Source organism: Stenotrophomonas sp. 86428_Sma (assembly GCF_056481585.1).
The window spans coordinates 2,050,996-2,066,164 of the sequence record NZ_CM151156.1; the positions used below are offsets into that span (position 1 = coordinate 2,050,996).

12 protein-coding genes are annotated in these 15,169 nt (G+C 66.5%); 10 read left to right on the forward strand and 2 right to left on the reverse strand.

What is annotated here, in order from left to right:
- Positions 1 to 43 precede the first annotated feature (43 nt).
- Positions 44 to 1,813: an oleate hydratase gene (locus tag ACZK3J_RS09495; protein WP_277779062.1), complete on the forward strand. Its 1,770-nt coding sequence runs from the start codon at positions 44 to 46 to the stop codon at positions 1,811 to 1,813.
- A gap of 43 nt (positions 1,814 to 1,856) precedes the next feature.
- Here ACZK3J_RS09495 and ACZK3J_RS09500 read toward each other — a convergent pair whose 3' ends face one another.
- A complete protein-coding gene (locus ACZK3J_RS09500) occupies positions 1,857 to 3,128 on the reverse strand; it encodes a hypothetical protein (protein WP_478476808.1) in 1,272 nt (423 codons plus the stop codon).
- A gap of 95 nt (positions 3,129 to 3,223) precedes the next feature.
- Positions 3,224 to 4,225 (reverse strand): transcriptional regulator FtrA, encoded by a 1,002-nt coding sequence (gene ftrA, locus ACZK3J_RS09505; RefSeq protein WP_277779060.1) that lies wholly within the window; start codon positions 4,223 to 4,225, stop codon positions 3,224 to 3,226.
- A 317-nt stretch (positions 4,226 to 4,542) separates the two neighbouring features.
- On the opposite strand from ftrA, the gene ACZK3J_RS09510 reads away from it, so the two are divergent.
- From ACZK3J_RS09510 to ACZK3J_RS09550, 9 genes are all read left to right on the forward strand, one after another.
- Positions 4,543 to 7,119, forward strand: a complete 2,577-nt coding sequence (locus ACZK3J_RS09510; RefSeq protein WP_478476810.1) for a TonB-dependent receptor plug domain-containing protein — start codon at positions 4,543 to 4,545, stop codon at positions 7,117 to 7,119.
- An 82-nt stretch (positions 7,120 to 7,201) separates the two neighbouring features.
- Positions 7,202 to 7,783: an FMN reductase gene (gene msuE / locus ACZK3J_RS09515; RefSeq protein WP_049462062.1), complete on the forward strand. Its 582-nt coding sequence runs from the start codon at positions 7,202 to 7,204 to the stop codon at positions 7,781 to 7,783.
- 156 nt (positions 7,784 to 7,939) lie between these two features.
- Positions 7,940 to 8,302 (forward strand): DUF3088 family protein, encoded by a 363-nt coding sequence (locus tag ACZK3J_RS09520; protein WP_032129754.1) that lies wholly within the window; start codon positions 7,940 to 7,942, stop codon positions 8,300 to 8,302.
- A 14-nt stretch (positions 8,303 to 8,316) separates the two neighbouring features.
- On the forward strand, positions 8,317 to 9,294 hold the full coding sequence (locus ACZK3J_RS09525; protein ID WP_049462061.1) for an MsnO8 family LLM class oxidoreductase: 978 nt from the start codon (positions 8,317 to 8,319) through the stop codon (positions 9,292 to 9,294).
- Between the two features lie 18 nt (positions 9,295 to 9,312).
- Positions 9,313 to 10,656, forward strand: coding sequence for an LLM class flavin-dependent oxidoreductase (locus tag ACZK3J_RS09530; RefSeq protein ID WP_049462060.1), 1,344 nt, complete (start codon positions 9,313 to 9,315; stop codon positions 10,654 to 10,656).
- A gap of 4 nt (positions 10,657 to 10,660) precedes the next feature.
- Complete coding sequence (locus ACZK3J_RS09535) at positions 10,661 to 11,881, forward strand: M20 aminoacylase family protein (protein WP_080356522.1); 1,221 nt, start codon at positions 10,661 to 10,663, stop codon at positions 11,879 to 11,881.
- Entirely contained in the window at positions 11,878 to 12,429 is a 552-nt protein-coding gene (locus ACZK3J_RS09540) for a GNAT family N-acetyltransferase (protein WP_049399083.1), read from the forward strand. The genes ACZK3J_RS09535 and ACZK3J_RS09540 overlap by 4 nt, the downstream gene beginning before the upstream one ends.
- Positions 12,426 to 14,177: an amino acid ABC transporter permease/ATP-binding protein gene (locus tag ACZK3J_RS09545; RefSeq protein WP_478476811.1), complete on the forward strand. Its 1,752-nt coding sequence runs from the start codon at positions 12,426 to 12,428 to the stop codon at positions 14,175 to 14,177. Before ACZK3J_RS09540 ends, ACZK3J_RS09545 begins: the two co-directional genes overlap by 4 nt.
- 16 nt (positions 14,178 to 14,193) lie before the next feature.
- Positions 14,194 to 15,168 (forward strand): ABC transporter substrate-binding protein, encoded by a 975-nt coding sequence (locus tag ACZK3J_RS09550; protein WP_478476813.1) that lies wholly within the window; start codon positions 14,194 to 14,196, stop codon positions 15,166 to 15,168.
- The last annotated feature ends 1 nt before the right edge of the window (position 15,169 follow it).

Here is a 15,169-nt window from a genome sequence, read left to right on the forward strand (position 1 = left end):
CCACTGCGGGTTCCTGATGACCCCCTCCAGGAAGGAGCAACGCATGTACTACAGCAGTGGCAACTACGAAGCCTTCGCGCGCCCGCGCAAGCCCGCCGGTGTCGATGGCAAGCGGGCTTGGTTCGTCGGTTCGGGCCTGGCCTCGCTGGCCGGCGCCGCGTTCCTGGTGCGCGATGGCCGCATGGCCGGTGAGCGCATCACCATTCTCGAGCAGCAGCAGATTGCCGGAGGCGCGCTGGATGGCCTGAAGGTGCCTGAAAAGGGCTTCGTGATCCGTGGCGGCCGCGAGATGGAAGACCACTTCGAGTGCCTGTGGGATCTGTTCCGCTCGATTCCGTCGCTGGAGATTGAAGATGCCAGTGTGCTGGACGAGTTCTACTGGTTGAACAAGGACGACCCGAACTATTCGCTGCAGCGTGCCACGATCAATCGCGGCGAAGATGCGCACACCGACGGCCTGTTCACCCTGAGCGAACAGGCGCAGAAGGACATCATCGCGTTGTTCCTGGCCACCCGGCAGGAGATGGAGAACAAGCGCATCGACGAGGTGCTGGGTCGCGACTTCCTGGACAGCAACTTCTGGCTGTACTGGCGCACCATGTTCGCCTTCGAGGAATGGCATTCGGCGCTGGAGATGAAGCTGTACCTGCACCGCTTCATCCACCACATCGGCGGCCTGCCGGATTTCTCGGCGCTGAAGTTCACCAAGTACAACCAGTACGAATCGCTGGTGCTGCCGCTGGTGAAGTGGCTGCAGGACCACGGCGTGGTGTTCCAGTACGGGACCGAGGTGACCGACGTCGACTTCGATCTGGCGGCCGGCCGCAAGCAGGCCACGCGCATCCACTGGACGCGTGAGGGCGTGGCGGGTGGCGTGGATCTGAGCGCGGATGACCTTGTGTTCATGACGATCGGTTCGTTGACCGAGAATTCGGACAACGGCGATCATCAGACGGCTGCGTGTTTGAACGAGGGGCCGGCGCCCGCTTGGGACCTGTGGCGCCGCATCGCCGCGAAGGATGAGGCCTTTGGCCGCCCGGATGTGTTCGGCGCGCATATTCCGCAGACCAAGTGGGAGTCGGCGACGGTGACCACGCTGGATGCACGCATTCCGGCCTACATCCAGAAGATCGCCAAGCGTGACCCGTTCAGTGGCAAGGTGGTGACCGGCGGTATCGTCAGCGTGCGCGATTCGCGCTGGTTGATGAGCTGGACGGTGAACCGCCAGCCGCATTTCAAGAACCAGCCCAAGGATCAGATCGTGGTCTGGGTGTATTCGCTGTTCGTGGATACGCCTGGAGACTACGTGAAGAAGCCGATGCAGGACTGCACCGGCGAGGAGATCACCCGCGAGTGGCTGTACCACCTGGGCGTGCCGGTGGAGGAGATCGACGAATTGGCCGCGACCGGCGCGAAGACGGTGCCGGTGATGATGCCGTACATCACCGCGTTCTTCATGCCGCGCCAGGCCGGTGATCGGCCGGACGTGGTGCCGGAGGGGGCGGTGAACTTCGCCTTCATCGGACAGTTCGCCGAATCGAAGCAGCGCGACTGCATCTTCACCACCGAGTATTCGGTGCGCACACCGATGGAAGCGGTGTACACACTGCTTGGGATCGAGCGCGGTGTGCCCGAGGTGTTCAATTCCACCTATGACGTGCGCTCGCTGCTGGCGGCGACCGGTCGGCTGCGCGATGGCAAGGAGCTGGATATTCCCGGGCCTGCGTTCCTGCGCAAGCTGCTGATGAACAAGCTGGACAAGACCCAGATTGGTGGCCTGCTGCGCGAGTTCAAGCTGGTGCAGGAGGACTGAGCGCGCGTCAGCGTGGAGGGGAACGCGCCGGCAACACCACGGATCAGTCTGCCAGCACGGTACCCGCTCGTTCGCCATAGGTCGCCCTCGCGCTGCCACACACCGCGTAGGTGGCAGCGCTGGCTGGCAGGCCAGTGGCCTTGATGCCGCGCCGCGAATCGCCGTCAAACACTTCGGCGTAGCGTTCGGCGGCCAGCGTGTCATCGGGCAGCATGTACAGCAGGACGCGCTGCAATGTGGATTGCCCGTGCAGTGGCTGCGGCTGCCGGAACGCGGGCACCTGCACGCGCGCGCTGTGCCACCGCGTCGGCGCGTCTGCAGTCTGCCAGCGCACCTGCAGGGGCAGGTTGAGCGGCAACAGCGCGGGGCTGACCGGGTAGCCGTAGGCCGTGCAATCCCGGGGCGCTTCCGGGATGTTCGCGATGGCCCCGTCGCCGATGTCCAGTGTGAGGCCATTGATTTCCACCCGAAGGATGGGCGCACTGCCGTAGTTGTGGATCTTGAACAGCGTCAGGCCTTCGAAGCGGCTACGCTCCAGATCATCGGTGGTGAAGCCACTGAGGCGTGCGAGCGCGGGCGCGACCTCTACGTGATCGCTGTAGTGGTAGTAGATATGCACGAGCTCGGGTGTACCCGCGCGTCGCCAGGCCGCGTTGAATGGCGCAAGGTCAGGGTAGGTCCGACGGACCAGCGGCACATCGGTGACGGCGCGATCTCCAGACGGTGTGGCGTAACGGTAGTGGTCGACGGAGCACTTCAGGCGCGCTTGTTCATACGGGAAGGCCCTGTCTGCATCGGACTGCGGGTTGGGGTAGCGGTGGAAGGCCAGGAAGCGCTGGGGCATTTCGCCCTGCATGGGCAGATCCGGGCCAGCGCCAGAACCGGTGGATGCATACGGCGAGGTGTCCAGCCAAAGGCGTTGCCCGCTGAGGTTGACGTGCAGCTCGGCGATGGACGCGCGTGAGCCGCCGGCCAGGCTGTCCACACTGCCTTGCAGGGCGTGCCACAGTGGGATGATGAGCATGGAGGCGGCGGTCGGCACGAACATCAGCACGTGTATGCGGCCCGGCACCTGCCCGCGCTGACGCACCATGTAGCGCAGCCAGGCCAGCAGGAGCACCAGCAGCAACGGGACGCCGACCCAGATCGCGATGGTGGCCAGCGCCACGACGCCCCAACCCAGGTTGGGGGTGGCCACGGCAATCAACGAGAGCGTGGCGATCAGTGCCGCCAACAGCAGCGATACGCCGATTCCAACGCGGTAGGTCCTGTAGGGGCTGTCGGTCATCACCGGTCCGTCGGCAGTGCGGGGCATGCCCCTATAGTGCAGTGGTGGTGATGGCGTGGAAAGTCGTCGACGAAGAGGGCGGGGGCCTTGCCTGCCGGCCAGAGGCCGGCATTACCCGTGGCTCAGCAGCCGACCAGGCGGTCCGCACTGATGCCGTTGCGATGCTGGCTGCGGTACTCGGTGGGGCTGGCATCGACCTGACCACGGAAGTGCCGACGGAATGATTCCTGCGAACCAAAGCCGGCCTGCTCGGCAATCCACTGCAGTGGCCGGTCGGTGGTTTCCAGCAGCTCACGCGCGAAGGCCACGCGCTCGCGGATCAGCCAATCGATGGGCGACAGGCCGGTGGCTTCCAGGAACTGCCGTTGCAGGGTGCGCTGGCTGAGTGCGGCCTGCTCGGCGAGGCTGCCAAGTGAGTGTGGCTCGCGCAGGTTGCGGCGCATCCATTCCATCAGCTTTGCCAGGCGCGTGGGCTCGCCGTTGGGGATGGCCCGGCTGACGCGCTGGCTGCGCCCGGCATCACGCCAAGGTGCCAGCACCAATCGCTCGGCCACCAGATTAGCCACGCGCGCGCCGTAATCCTTGCGCACCATGTGCAGCATCATGTCCATGCCGGTGGCCGAGCCGGCCGAGGTGATGATGCTGCCGGTGTCCACGTACAGCACATCCTCGCGTACGTCGATGCGTGGGAACTCGCGCGCGAGCGCTTCGGTGAGGCGCCAGTGGGTGGTGGCCTCGCGGCCATCGAGCAGCCCGGCCCAGGCCAGCACGAACGCACCGGAGCAGATCGACGCGATGCGTGCGCCGCGTGCATGGGCGCGGATCAGTGCATCGAGCAGGGCCTGCGGCGGACGTTCGCTGGGCTCGCGCCAACCGGGGATGACGATGATGTCGGCGTCATCGACGCTCCTTAGATCGTAGGGCAGCTGCACCTGGGTGCTGCCGAGCATGCGCAGCGCTCCGGGTTCGCCCGCGCACAGCTGGGTGCGGTACCAGGCCACGCCCAGCTCTGGGCGTATCGGTGCGAACAGGCCTACAGCACAGCCGAACTCGAACAGCCCCTGGCCGTGGCAGGCGACGATGGCGACGAGCGGCGCAGTGGGATCGGCGGTCAGGCTGGGCATGGCTTGATGCTACGGGTGGAGGTGCGTGGCGCAGAGTGGTGCGCGGGCATGAGGTGATGCCGGGCGGGCATATGGAGGCCGGGGTCGGATCCCTTCCGCAGGAAGGGCTCTGACCCCGTGGAGGGATGCGTGCCTCGGGTCAGAGCCCTTTCCTTTGGAAAGGGATCCGACCCGGTGAGTTCAGGCCGCCTAACGTCATTACCAGCGGTCATGTGGGTGGCCGGATGTTACGGCTGGGTGACGCGATCCCGCCTGTCGCGGTGGGTGAACAGGCCCTTGAATGGAAGCGTGTTTCCGGCCCACCCCCACGAGCCCCCATGCCTGCCGCCTACGCCCCAGCCTTGAGCACTCTTGCCGTCCTGATCGCCGCTGCCCTCGCTGCATCGCCCAGCCATGCGGCGGAAGCCGATGCAGACCCTGCCACTACTGCAGCCACCGCCAATGTGGCAGCCTCCACGCTGGATGCGGTGGTGGTCACCGGCTCTCGCACCAGCACGCGCACGGTGAAGAACAGCTCCACGCCCATCGATGTGATTTCCGCTGAAGACCTCGCCGCCACCGGTCAGGGCAATCTGCTGGAAGCCCTGCAGCGCAGCCTGCCGTCGCTGAGCCAGATCGGCGGTTACCAGAGCGATCAGGAGAGCCTGATCCGCGGCTATCAGCTACGCAATCTGTCGCCGGGTTACACCCTGGTGCTGGTCAACGGCAAGCGCCGCAACGCCAGCGCCTATGTGAGCGGTGCCAATGGGGGCGGCTTCCCCGGCCATGCGTGGGCGGACCTGGCGTTGATTCCGGTCTCGGCCATCGACCATGTGGAAGTGCTGCGTGATGGTGCCTCCGCCATCTACGGCTCGGACGCGATCACCGGCGTGGTCAACGTGATCCTGAAGTCGCAGGCGCACGGTGGTGATGTGTCGGTGGAGAGCGGGCAGAGCACCGATGGCGATGGTTCGCGAACCAGCGTGCGCGCCAACGTCGGCCTGCCGTGGGGCCAGGATGGCTTCGTCAACCTGTCTGGCGAGACCACCCGCCAGCATCATGCGATCCGTACCCGCCACTACATCGATGGCTACCTGAGTTATCCGGCAGTGGATGGCAGCGGCAATCTGGTGGCGCTGCGGCCGAACAATCGACTGCCGGCCGGCGCGTCGCCGAATCCGGCCGAGGCCAACCGCGATGCCGAGGCCAACACCATCCTCAGCTCGCCTTCGTATGCGCTGAAGGCCTTCGCGGTGAACGTGGGCCATGGCCTGGGCGAGAGCGCGCAGTTCTACGCCAATGCTACGGCCAGTGACCGCACCGCACAGGCGATCCAGAATTTCCGCCTGCCGGCGACCATCTTCACCACCTACAAGGCGCCCGGCGTGCTGAGCGTGTTTCCCGATGGCTTCCTGCCAGTGCTGGAAACCAAGGAGAAGCAGTACACCGGTACCGCAGGTGTGAAAGGCCAGATCGCGGGCTGGGATTACGACGCCAGCTTGACCGGCAACCGCAGCACGGTACGTACCTATACCCGCAATTCGGTGAACTACTCGCTGCCGTATCCCGGTTCGCCCACCGACTTCTATGACGGCAAGCTGGATTACCAGCAAGGCATCGCCAACCTCGACCTGCGTCGTGGCTTCGAGGTGGCGGCATTCGCTTCGCCGCTGGAGGTGAGCGCGGGCGCCGAGTATCAGCACGAGCAGTACGAGCGCGGGGCGGGGCAGTGGGAGTCGTATACCGGCTTCGGCGCTGCAGCCTTCGTCGGCTATTCCACCGCCGACGCGGTGAAGGCAACCCGTAACAGCAAGGCGGTGTACGTGGGTGCGGCCACCAACATCACCTCGCGCTGGTACCTGGATGCGGCCGCGCGCTGGGAAGATCACTCCGACTTCGGCAGTGTCTCCACCGGGCGCCTGACCACCCGCTTTGACTTCACCGATGCGCTGGGTGTGCGGGCAACGGTGAGCAACGGTTTCCATGCGCCCAGCCTGGGCGCGCAGTTCTACCAGGCCACCGGCAGCTGCCCGTGCGGGACCACGCTGGTGGCGCAGGTGTCTTCGCCGGCAGCGATTGCGTTGGGTGCCACACCGCTGAAACCGGAAAAGGCCACCAACTACAGCCTGGGCGTGACCTGGGACCCGAGCCCGGCGTTCCATCTGGCGGTGGATGCCTATCAGATCGACATCCGCGGCCAGCTCGGCCAGTCCAGCCAGATCGGCTACAACGCGCAGGATCCGGCGCGCGTCACCGACAACAGCGGCACGGTGCTGAGTGCGGCGCAGAAGAACACCATCGATGCACTGCTGGGTTCGGCCGGCATCAGCATCCTGCCGGGTGATGCGTTCTACGCCAGCTACTTCACCAACGTGGGTAATACCCGTACACGGGGTGTGGAGCTGACCCTGGAGGCGAACCAGGAAACCGCGTGGGGCAAGCTGCGCTGGAGCTACGCGGCCAACGTCGGCCGTACCACCATCCAGAAGGTCAGCGACATTCCGGCGGCGCTGCAGGGCCTGCCGAACATCAACCTGCTGACCAGATCCAGCGAGTATGCGCTGCGCTTCCGCACGCCCAGCTATACGCAGGTGGCGGGACTTGGCTGGCAGAACGGGCGCTGGCGCTCGAATCTGGACTTCACCTACTACGGCCCGATCAAGCGCCTGAACAACGGCGTGGAGTACAGGCAGCCGCCGGTGCTGGTGACCAACCTGTCCGGTGGCGTGGAGCTGGGCACGGGCTGGAGTGCGGCGCTGGGCATCAACAACGTGTTCGACAAGCGCACCCGCAAGGTGCCGGAGTACGCGCGCAGTGCCACCGATGTGGCGAGCATCGAGACCACGTGGGACAGCGGCGATGTGCTGAGCAATGTGGGTGCGTATTGGTACGGGCGGGTCAGTTACCGGTTCTGAGGTGGGAAGCAGTCGAGCATGGCTCGACTCTACAAAAGCGAAGGGCAGCCGAGCATGGCTCGGCTCTACACGGGAGCAGTTCATGTCTTCTGCATTGAGGGTGGTTGCATTGGTGGGGTCACCGACCAGCTCGGCGACGTCGCGCACGTTGTTGCTGGTACGGCATCTGCTGGACTCGCTGCAGCAGCGGGTGCACGCCAGCGTGGACCTGGTGGAGCTGGCGCCGATCGCGCGCGCGCTGGGTCAGTCGCTGTCGCGCGGCGAGGTGGAGCCGGCGGTGGAACAGGCACTGCAGACCATCGAGGCGGCAGAGCTGCTGGTGGTGGCCGCGCCGGTGTATCGCGGCTCGTATCCCGGCTTGTTCAAGCACCTGGTCGACTTCATCGGGCTGGAGGCGCTGGTGGATGTGCCGGTGCTGCTGGCGGCGACCGGTGGCAGCGAGCGCCATGCGCTGGTAATCGATCACCAGTTGCGACCGTTGTTCAGTTTCCTGCAGGCGCACACGCTGCCGATCGGCGTGTATGCCACGCCCGCCGACTTCGAGGGCGAGCGCATCAACAGTGCAGCCTTGCAGGCACGCATCGCGCTGGCGACCGAGCGCGCAGCCGGCCATCTGGCTACGCAGGCGCTGGCCGTAGCGGCGCCGCTGCGACGTATTGCCTGACGCCATAACCGGCAGCGCTTTGCTTATGGCCACGCCGCATCTGCGTGGCCGGATCTGACCGCCGATTGTCGCCAGCCGTCGCTGTTGCGGCTGCTGGCATCTCTAGCATCGATATCGAAGCGGCATCGCATTGCCGGCCCTGATGAGGACACTCCCGTGGCGTTGGACGAAGCAAGCAAACCCATCCTGTTCCTGCTCGACCGTGAATTCGAGGACGGCCAGATTCCCGGCCAGCGCTTTTTCTGCCGGCACAGCCTGTTGCTGGAGGGCGCGCTGTCGAGCATCGATGGCCTGGACGCGCAGCTGGACGTGCGCCGCATCGGTTTCGCGCGGCCGCGCCGCGAGGTGATTGCCGAGATCGGTGAGCAGGACCAGTCACTACCCAAGCTGGTGTTGCCGCAGGGCGTGCGCAGCGAACTGGCCAGTGGCGCGCACCAGGACCGCCAGTACATCTCCGGTGCGGAGCCGATCCTGGCCGCGTTGAACGGCTTGCTCGGCATTCCCGTGGCCCACCCCTGAGCGAGGACGTGACCATGAGCTATCAGATCAGCGTGCTGGACAAGAGCCCGGTGGCCGAAGGTGCCTCGCCGGAGCAGGCGCTGCGCAACAGCCTGCAGCTGGCGCAGCGCGCCGAGCAGCTGGGCTACCACCGCTACTGGTTTGCCGAGCACCACGCTGCACCGACGCTGGCCAGCCCCGCACCGGAAGTGCTGGCTGCGTGGGTGCTGGCGCAGACCCGGCGCATCCGCATCGGCAGTGGTGGGGTCATGCTGCGCCACTACGCGCCGTACAAGGTGGCGGAGAACTTCAACCTGCTGTCGGCGCTGGCGCCGGGGCGTGTCGATCTGGGCGTGGGCAAGGCCCCCGGTGGCCTGCCGGCTTCGACCGCCGCGCTGGCGGCCGGGCGTCCGGCGTTCGCCGACTTCGACCAGCAACTGCGTGACCTGGAAGGCTATCTGTCCGGCGCCGACACCGAGGCACAGGCTCGGCCGGTTCCGCAGCAGGCACCAGAGCGCTTCCTGCTCGGGGCCAGCCCGCAGAGCGCGCAGCAGGCGGCCGAGCTGGGCTGGCGCTTCGTCTACGCCGCCCACTTCGATGGCGACCCGAAGCATATCGAGGCCGCGTTCGATGCCTACCGCAGTGTTTCTACGCAGCCGCCGCTGCTGGCCACGGTGGCGTTCGCCGCACCAACTGCCGAAGCCGCAGCACGTCATATCGGTGCGCTGCGCGTCTACAAGCTGCACCTCGGTCCCGGGCAGACGGTGAATCTGCCCAGCCCCGAAGCAGCTGCCGAGTACGCGCGCCAGGTGGGCGTGGCCGACTTCCGCATCGAGGAAACGCGCCCCAGCGTGCTGTCCGGTGATGCGCAGCACGTGCGTGACGAACTGGATGCGCTGCACCGGCGCTTCGGCGTGGGCGAGTTCATCCTCGATGCGCCGGTGGCCGACCTTGATGCACGCCTGACATCCCTTGAACTGCTGTCGCCCGCGCCGCGCGCGGCGGTGGCCTGACCTGCAGGAGCGATTCCCATGAGCACGACCCCGCGCCACATTCCGTTCGGCATCATGCTGCAGGGTCCTGGCAGCCACATGCATGCCTGGAAGCATCCCTCCAATCCGGCCGATGCCAGCGTCAACCTGCAGTTCTACATCGACATCGCGCGTACCGCCGAGGACAACGGCATCGCCTTCGGCTTCGTAGCCGACGGCCTGTACATCAACGAGAAGTCGATCCCGCACTTCCTCAATCGCTTCGAGCCGATCTCGCTGCTGTCGGCGCTGGCCACGGCGACGAAGAAGATCGGCCTGGCGGGCACGCTGTCGACCTCCTACAGCGACCCGTTTACCGTGGCCCGGCAGTTCGCTTCGCTGGACCTGCTCAGCGGCGGGCGTGCCGGTTGGAACGTAGTGACCTCGCCACTGGAGGGCTCGGGCCGCAACTACGGCCGGCCGCACCCGGAGCACGCGCTGCGTTACCAGATCGCCGACGAGTACCTGGACGTAGTGCAAGGGCTGTGGGATTCCTGGGACGACGATGCCTTCGTGCGTGAGCGCGACAGCGGCACGTTCTTCGCGCCGGACAAGTTCCGCCGCCTCGACCACAAGGGCCGCTTTTTCCAGGTGGAAGGGCCGCTCAACATCCAGCGTTCGCCACAGGGGCAGCCGGTGATCTTCCAGGCCGGGTCGTCCGACGATGGCATCGCGCTGGCCGGCAAGTACGCCGATGCGGTGTTCACCCATTCGCCATCGCTGGAGGAGACCCGCGCGTTCACCCAGAAGGTGAAGAACTCGGCGATCGCCCACGGCCGCAGCGGCAATGACGTGAAGATCTTCCCGGGCATCGGCCCCATCGTCGGTCGCACCGCGGAGGAGGCTGAAGCCAAGTACCAGGCGATCGCCGCACTGGCCACGCTGGAGGATGCGCTGGCGTACCTGGGGCGCTTCTTCGACCATCACGATTTCAGCCAGTACGATCCGGACGCGCCGTTCCCGGAGCTGGGTGACATCGGCAGCAATTCGTTCCGTTCCACCACCGACCGCATCAAGCAGGATGCACGTGAGAAGGGCCTGAGCCTGCGCCAGGTGGCGTTGGAAGCGGTGAGCCCGCGGCCGAATTTCATCGGAACGCCGGAACATGTGGCCGACGAGCTGATCCGTTGGTTTGATGCTGGTGCCAGCGACGGCTTCATCCTCGGTTTCGCGGCACAGCGCGAAGGCCTGGACGATTTCGTGACCCAGGTGCTGCCGATCCTGCAGGCGCGCGGCTACCACCAGCGTGAGCTGGAAGGGCAGACGCTGCGCGCGCATCTGGGCCTGCCGTACAAGGCCAGCCGCCATGCGACCGACGCCGAACCGGCGCGGAAGGTGGGGTAAGGCGATGAGCGGAGAAAGCGCGGCAGCACCGGGCCATGCCCGGCGGAATTCCCCAACGACTGGCGTGCTGCCGGAAATCGCGGCACGCGCCGAGGCGGCCATCGCGATCCGCCATGACCTGCATCGGCACCCGGAGCTGGCCTTCGAGGAACACCGCACCAGCGCACGCGTGGCCGAGCTGCTGCAGCAGTGGGGCTATGAGGTCACCACCGGCCTCGGCGGCACCGGCGTGGTCGGTACGCTGCAGCGCGGGCAGGGCAGCCGTCGACTTGGGCTGCGTGCCGACATCGATGCACTGCCGATCCACGAGGACTCCGGGCTGGCCTACGCCAGCCAGAACGAAGGGTTGATGCATGCCTGCGGCCACGATGGGCATACCGCCATCCTGCTGTCTGCGGCGCACTACCTGGCCCATCACGGCCGCATCGACGGCACCCTGCAGCTGGTGTTCCAGCCGGCCGAGGAAACCGGTTCGGGGGCCTCGAAGATGATTGCCGACGGCCTGTTCGAACGCTTCCCGGTGGATGCGATCTATGGGCTGCACAACTGGCCGGGCGTGCCGGTGGGGCACTTCGGCTTCGTCGATGGTCCGGCGATGGCGTCGGTGGACTGGGCGCGGCTGAAGGTGATCGGCAAGGGCGGTCATGGCGCCGAGCCTCAGGGCAGTGTCGACCCGATCCTGGCGGCGGCGCATATCGTCACGGCGCTGCAGAGCGTTGTCTCGCGCAATGTGGATCCACGGCAGATGGGCGTGGTCACCGTCGGTTCGATCCACGGCGGGCAGGCCGCCAATGTGATCCCGGACGTCGTCGAGCTGAAGCTGACCGTGCGCGCCTACCTGCCGGAAGTGCGCGACACCCTGCGGCGAAGGGTTACCGAGATTGCCGAGCAGACCGCCGCCGCGTTCGGCGCGCGCGCGGAGATCGAGTTCCCGCGTGGCTTCCCGAGCGTGATCAACCACCCTGTGCAGACCGCCTACATCCGTGAGGTGGCCGTGCAGGGCTTCGGCAGCGAACACGTGGTGCCCGAATTTGCACCGCGCACGGCCAGCGAGGACTTCGCGTTCCTGCTGCAGGCGCGCCCCGGCAGCTTCGTGTTTGTCGGCAACGGCGACAGCGCACCGCTGCACAGCCCGCGTTATGTGTTCAACGACGCCGCCATCGCACCCGCCGCCAGCCTGTGGGCGCGGCTGGCCGAAGACTATCTGGTGAAGGACGTGGCATGAGCAGCAACGAACGCTTCCTCTATACATCGGTGGATGATCCGCTGGCGCGGCCTCTGTTCGATGGTCTGGAACAGGAGTACGACAGCCGCTATGCCGACGTGCGCCGACGCATCGGCGGCAGCGCCCGCGAGGAACTGCAGCGCTACCCGGCACAGGCGTTCGCGGCACCGGTTGGTGCGTTCGTGCTGCTGCTGCGCGATGGTGTGGCGATCTCCGGCGGTGCCTTCATGCCGCACCGCGATCCGGACACCGCCGAGTTCAAGCGCATCTGGACGCTGCCGGGCCTGCGCCGCCAGGGCATCGCGCGGCGTGTACTGCAGGAACTGGAGGACCAGGCGGCGCGCCAGGGTTACCGACGGGTATTTCTGACCACCGGCTTCCGCCAGCCTGAAGCCGTTGGCCTGTATCTCAGCCACGGCTACACCGCGCTGTTCGATCTGGAGGCCGATCCGGAATCCATCGCCCACTTGCCGTTCGAGAAGCACCTGGGCGTATCGGCGCCAGCCGTCGTGCCATCACAGACCGTGTTGCACGGAGCCCACGCATGAGCACGCCTTCGACCGCACTGGATGGAATTGCCACACGCCCGGCACCGGCACCGGCACCGGCGTTGAAGATCGTGCCGGCCCGGCATCCACTACAGGTGGTCGGAACCCTTCTGGCGTTGGCGCTGATCCTGATCGGGCTGCAATCAGTGCTGGGCAATCCGCGTTGGGGCTGGGGCACCTTTGCGGAGTGGTTCTTCGCACGTCCGGTGCTGGAAGGCCTGGGCCGCACGCTGCTGCTGACCGCGCTCGGCACCGGCCTCGGCTTCGCGCTGGGCACCTTGCTGGCGTTGGCCCGCGTGTCCGGCTCGCCACTGCTGTCGGCGGTGTCGTGGGGCTATGTGTGGCTGTTCCGGTCGATCCCGCTGCTGGTGCTGTTGCTGCTGCTGAACAACCTGGGCTATCTGTACAGCACCATCGAACTGGGCGTGCCGTTCACCGGCATCAGCCTGTTCTCGTACCCGACCACGCAGCTGATCGGTGTGTTCACTGCCGCGGTGCTGGGCCTGACCCTGAACCAGGCCGCGTTCTCGGCCGAGGTGATCCGTGGCGGCATTCTGTCGGTCGACCACGGCCAGTACGAGGCTGCGGCCGCGCTTGGGCTGCCGCGTGGTCGCCAGGTGCGCCGCATCATCCTGCCGCAGGCGATGCGTTCGATCCTGCCGGCCGCGTTCAACGATGTGATCGGCCTGGCCAAGAGCACCTCGGTGGTCTACGTGCTGGCGCTGCCTGAGCTGTTCTACACCGTGCAGGTGATCTACCGGCGCAACCTGGAAGTGGTGCCGCTGCTGATGGTGGCCACGGTCTGGTACCTGGTGATCCTGACCGTGCTGTCGCTGCTGCAGCGGCGCGTGGAGCAGCGCTTTGCGCGCGGCCAACTGCAGCGCGAGCGTTCGGTATCGCGTGTCTCGTCACCGACGCGCGCCACAGGTGAGGCTGCACCGCGCGTGGTCAATCGCCCGCGCATCGCCGCGCAGGTTGAAGCGGGCGAGGGGGCATCGGTATCGCTGCATGGTGTGGGAAAAGTGTTCGGCGACCAGCCGGTGCTGGAAGACGTGAACCTGGACCTGCGCGCTGGCAGCGTGACGGTGCTGATCGGCCCGTCCGGCGCTGGCAAGTCCACGTTGCTGCGGCTGATCAACCACCTGGAACGTGCCGACAGCGGCTATGTGACCGTCGGCGGGCAGCTGATCGGCTACCGCCGCGATGGCGACACCCTGTACGAGCTGCCCGAACGTGAGATTCGCCGCCGTCGTGCGGAAGTGGGCATGGTGTTCCAGGGCTTCAACCTGTTCCCGCACCTGACCGCGCTGGAGAACATCATCGAGGCGCCGATCGCGGTGCGCGGCGTGCCGCGTGCGCAGGCCGAGCAGCAGGCGCGCACGCTGCTGGAACGAGTCGGCCTGGCCGACAAGGCCGATGCCTTCCCGCGCCAGCTGTCCGGCGGCCAGCAGCAGCGCATCGCGATTGCCCGTGCACTGGCGCTGCAACCGAAGGTGCTGCTGTTCGATGAACCGACCTCGGCACTGGACCCGGAACTGGTGGCCGAAGTGCTCAGCGTGATCGAGGAGCTGGCCCGTTCCGGCACCACGCTGGTGATCGTCACCCATGAGCTGAGCTTCGCCCGCCGCGTGGCTGACCACGTGGTGATGATGGACCAGGGCCGGGTGATCGAGCAGGGCACGCCCGAGGCGCTGTTCGAACGTCCGCGCCAGCAACGCACCGCCGATTTCCTGGCCAAGACCCTGTAACTGCGAAAGGAACACCATGAGCCCTGCAGCACCGCGTCGCCCCTCGCGCAGCACCCTGTTGGTCGTGGGTGTGCTGGTCATCGGCATCGCCGGCATCGTCTACTCGCGCGTGCGTCAGGCGCCGGATACCGGCACCGTGGCCGCAACCAGCCTGGCGGGTGCGAACACCGCCATCCTGAAGGGCACGCTCGATCCGAAGGCGCAGGCGTTGATCCCGGCCGACTATCGCTTTGTCACGCCCGGTACGTTCACCGTGGCCACCCATCCGGGGCAGCTGCCGCTGGCCGACTACGGCGCCGACAGCAAGGACGTCGTGGGCATCGAGCCGGACATCGCACGGCTGATCGCCGATGGGCTGGGCCTGAAGCTGGTGATCGTGCCGGTGGCGTGGGCCGACTGGCCGCTGGGGCTGGAGTCGGGCAAGTACGATGCGGTGCTGTCGAACGTGACGGTGACCGAGGAGCGCAAGAAGAAGTTCGATTTCTCCAGTTACCGCTACGACCTGCTGGGCATCTATACGCGCACTGATGGGCCGATCCAGAAGATCGAAAAGCCGGCCGACGTTGCCGGGCTGAAGGTGGTGGTCGGCGCCAGCACCAACCAGGACCAGATCCTGCGGCAGTGGGACCAGCAGAACATCGCCGCTGGCTTGAAGCCGGTGGAGTACCAGTACTTCGATGATGCGGTGGTCGGCCGGTTGGCGGTGATCACCGGGCGGGCCGATGTCTCGTTCGAGCCCAATGCCACCGGCGCGTACTCGGCACGCGACGGCAAGGTGCGGCGCGTAGGTCTGTTCCCCGGTGGCTGGCCGAACGCCGCGGCGATTTCGGTCACCACACGCAAGGGCAGTGGCCTGGCTGATGCAGTGACCCAGGCGTTGAACACCCAGATCAGCAGCGGCACCTATGCGCAGGCGCTGAAGCGATGGAATGTGGCCGAGGAGGCCGTGCCACAGTCGCAGACCAATCCGCCGGGATTGCCGACGTTGTAGA

Coding starts and splice junctions, on each gene's coding strand:
- ACZK3J_RS09530 (WP_049462060.1), top strand. CDS start 9,313: ATGAGCACGACCCCGCGCCACATTCCGTTCGGCATCATGCTGCAGGGT.
- ACZK3J_RS09525 (WP_049462061.1), top strand. CDS start 8,317: ATGAGCTATCAGATCAGCGTGCTGGACAAGAGCCCGGTGGCCGAAGGT.
- ACZK3J_RS09550 (WP_478476813.1), top strand. CDS start 14,194: ATGAGCCCTGCAGCACCGCGTCGCCCCTCGCGCAGCACCCTGTTGGTC.
- ACZK3J_RS09540 (WP_049399083.1), top strand. CDS start 11,878: ATGAGCAGCAACGAACGCTTCCTCTATACATCGGTGGATGATCCGCTG.
- ACZK3J_RS09510 (WP_478476810.1), top strand. CDS start 4,543: ATGCCTGCCGCCTACGCCCCAGCCTTGAGCACTCTTGCCGTCCTGATC.
- ACZK3J_RS09545 (WP_478476811.1), top strand. CDS start 12,426: ATGAGCACGCCTTCGACCGCACTGGATGGAATTGCCACACGCCCGGCA.
- ftrA (WP_277779060.1), bottom strand. CDS start 4,225: ATGCCCAGCCTGACCGCCGATCCCACTGCGCCGCTCGTCGCCATCGTC.
- msuE (WP_049462062.1), top strand. CDS start 7,202: ATGTCTTCTGCATTGAGGGTGGTTGCATTGGTGGGGTCACCGACCAGC.
- ACZK3J_RS09495 (WP_277779062.1), top strand. CDS start 44: ATGTACTACAGCAGTGGCAACTACGAAGCCTTCGCGCGCCCGCGCAAG.
- ACZK3J_RS09500 (WP_478476808.1), bottom strand. CDS start 3,128: ATGCCCCGCACTGCCGACGGACCGGTGATGACCGACAGCCCCTACAGG.
- ACZK3J_RS09535 (WP_080356522.1), top strand. CDS start 10,661: ATGAGCGGAGAAAGCGCGGCAGCACCGGGCCATGCCCGGCGGAATTCC.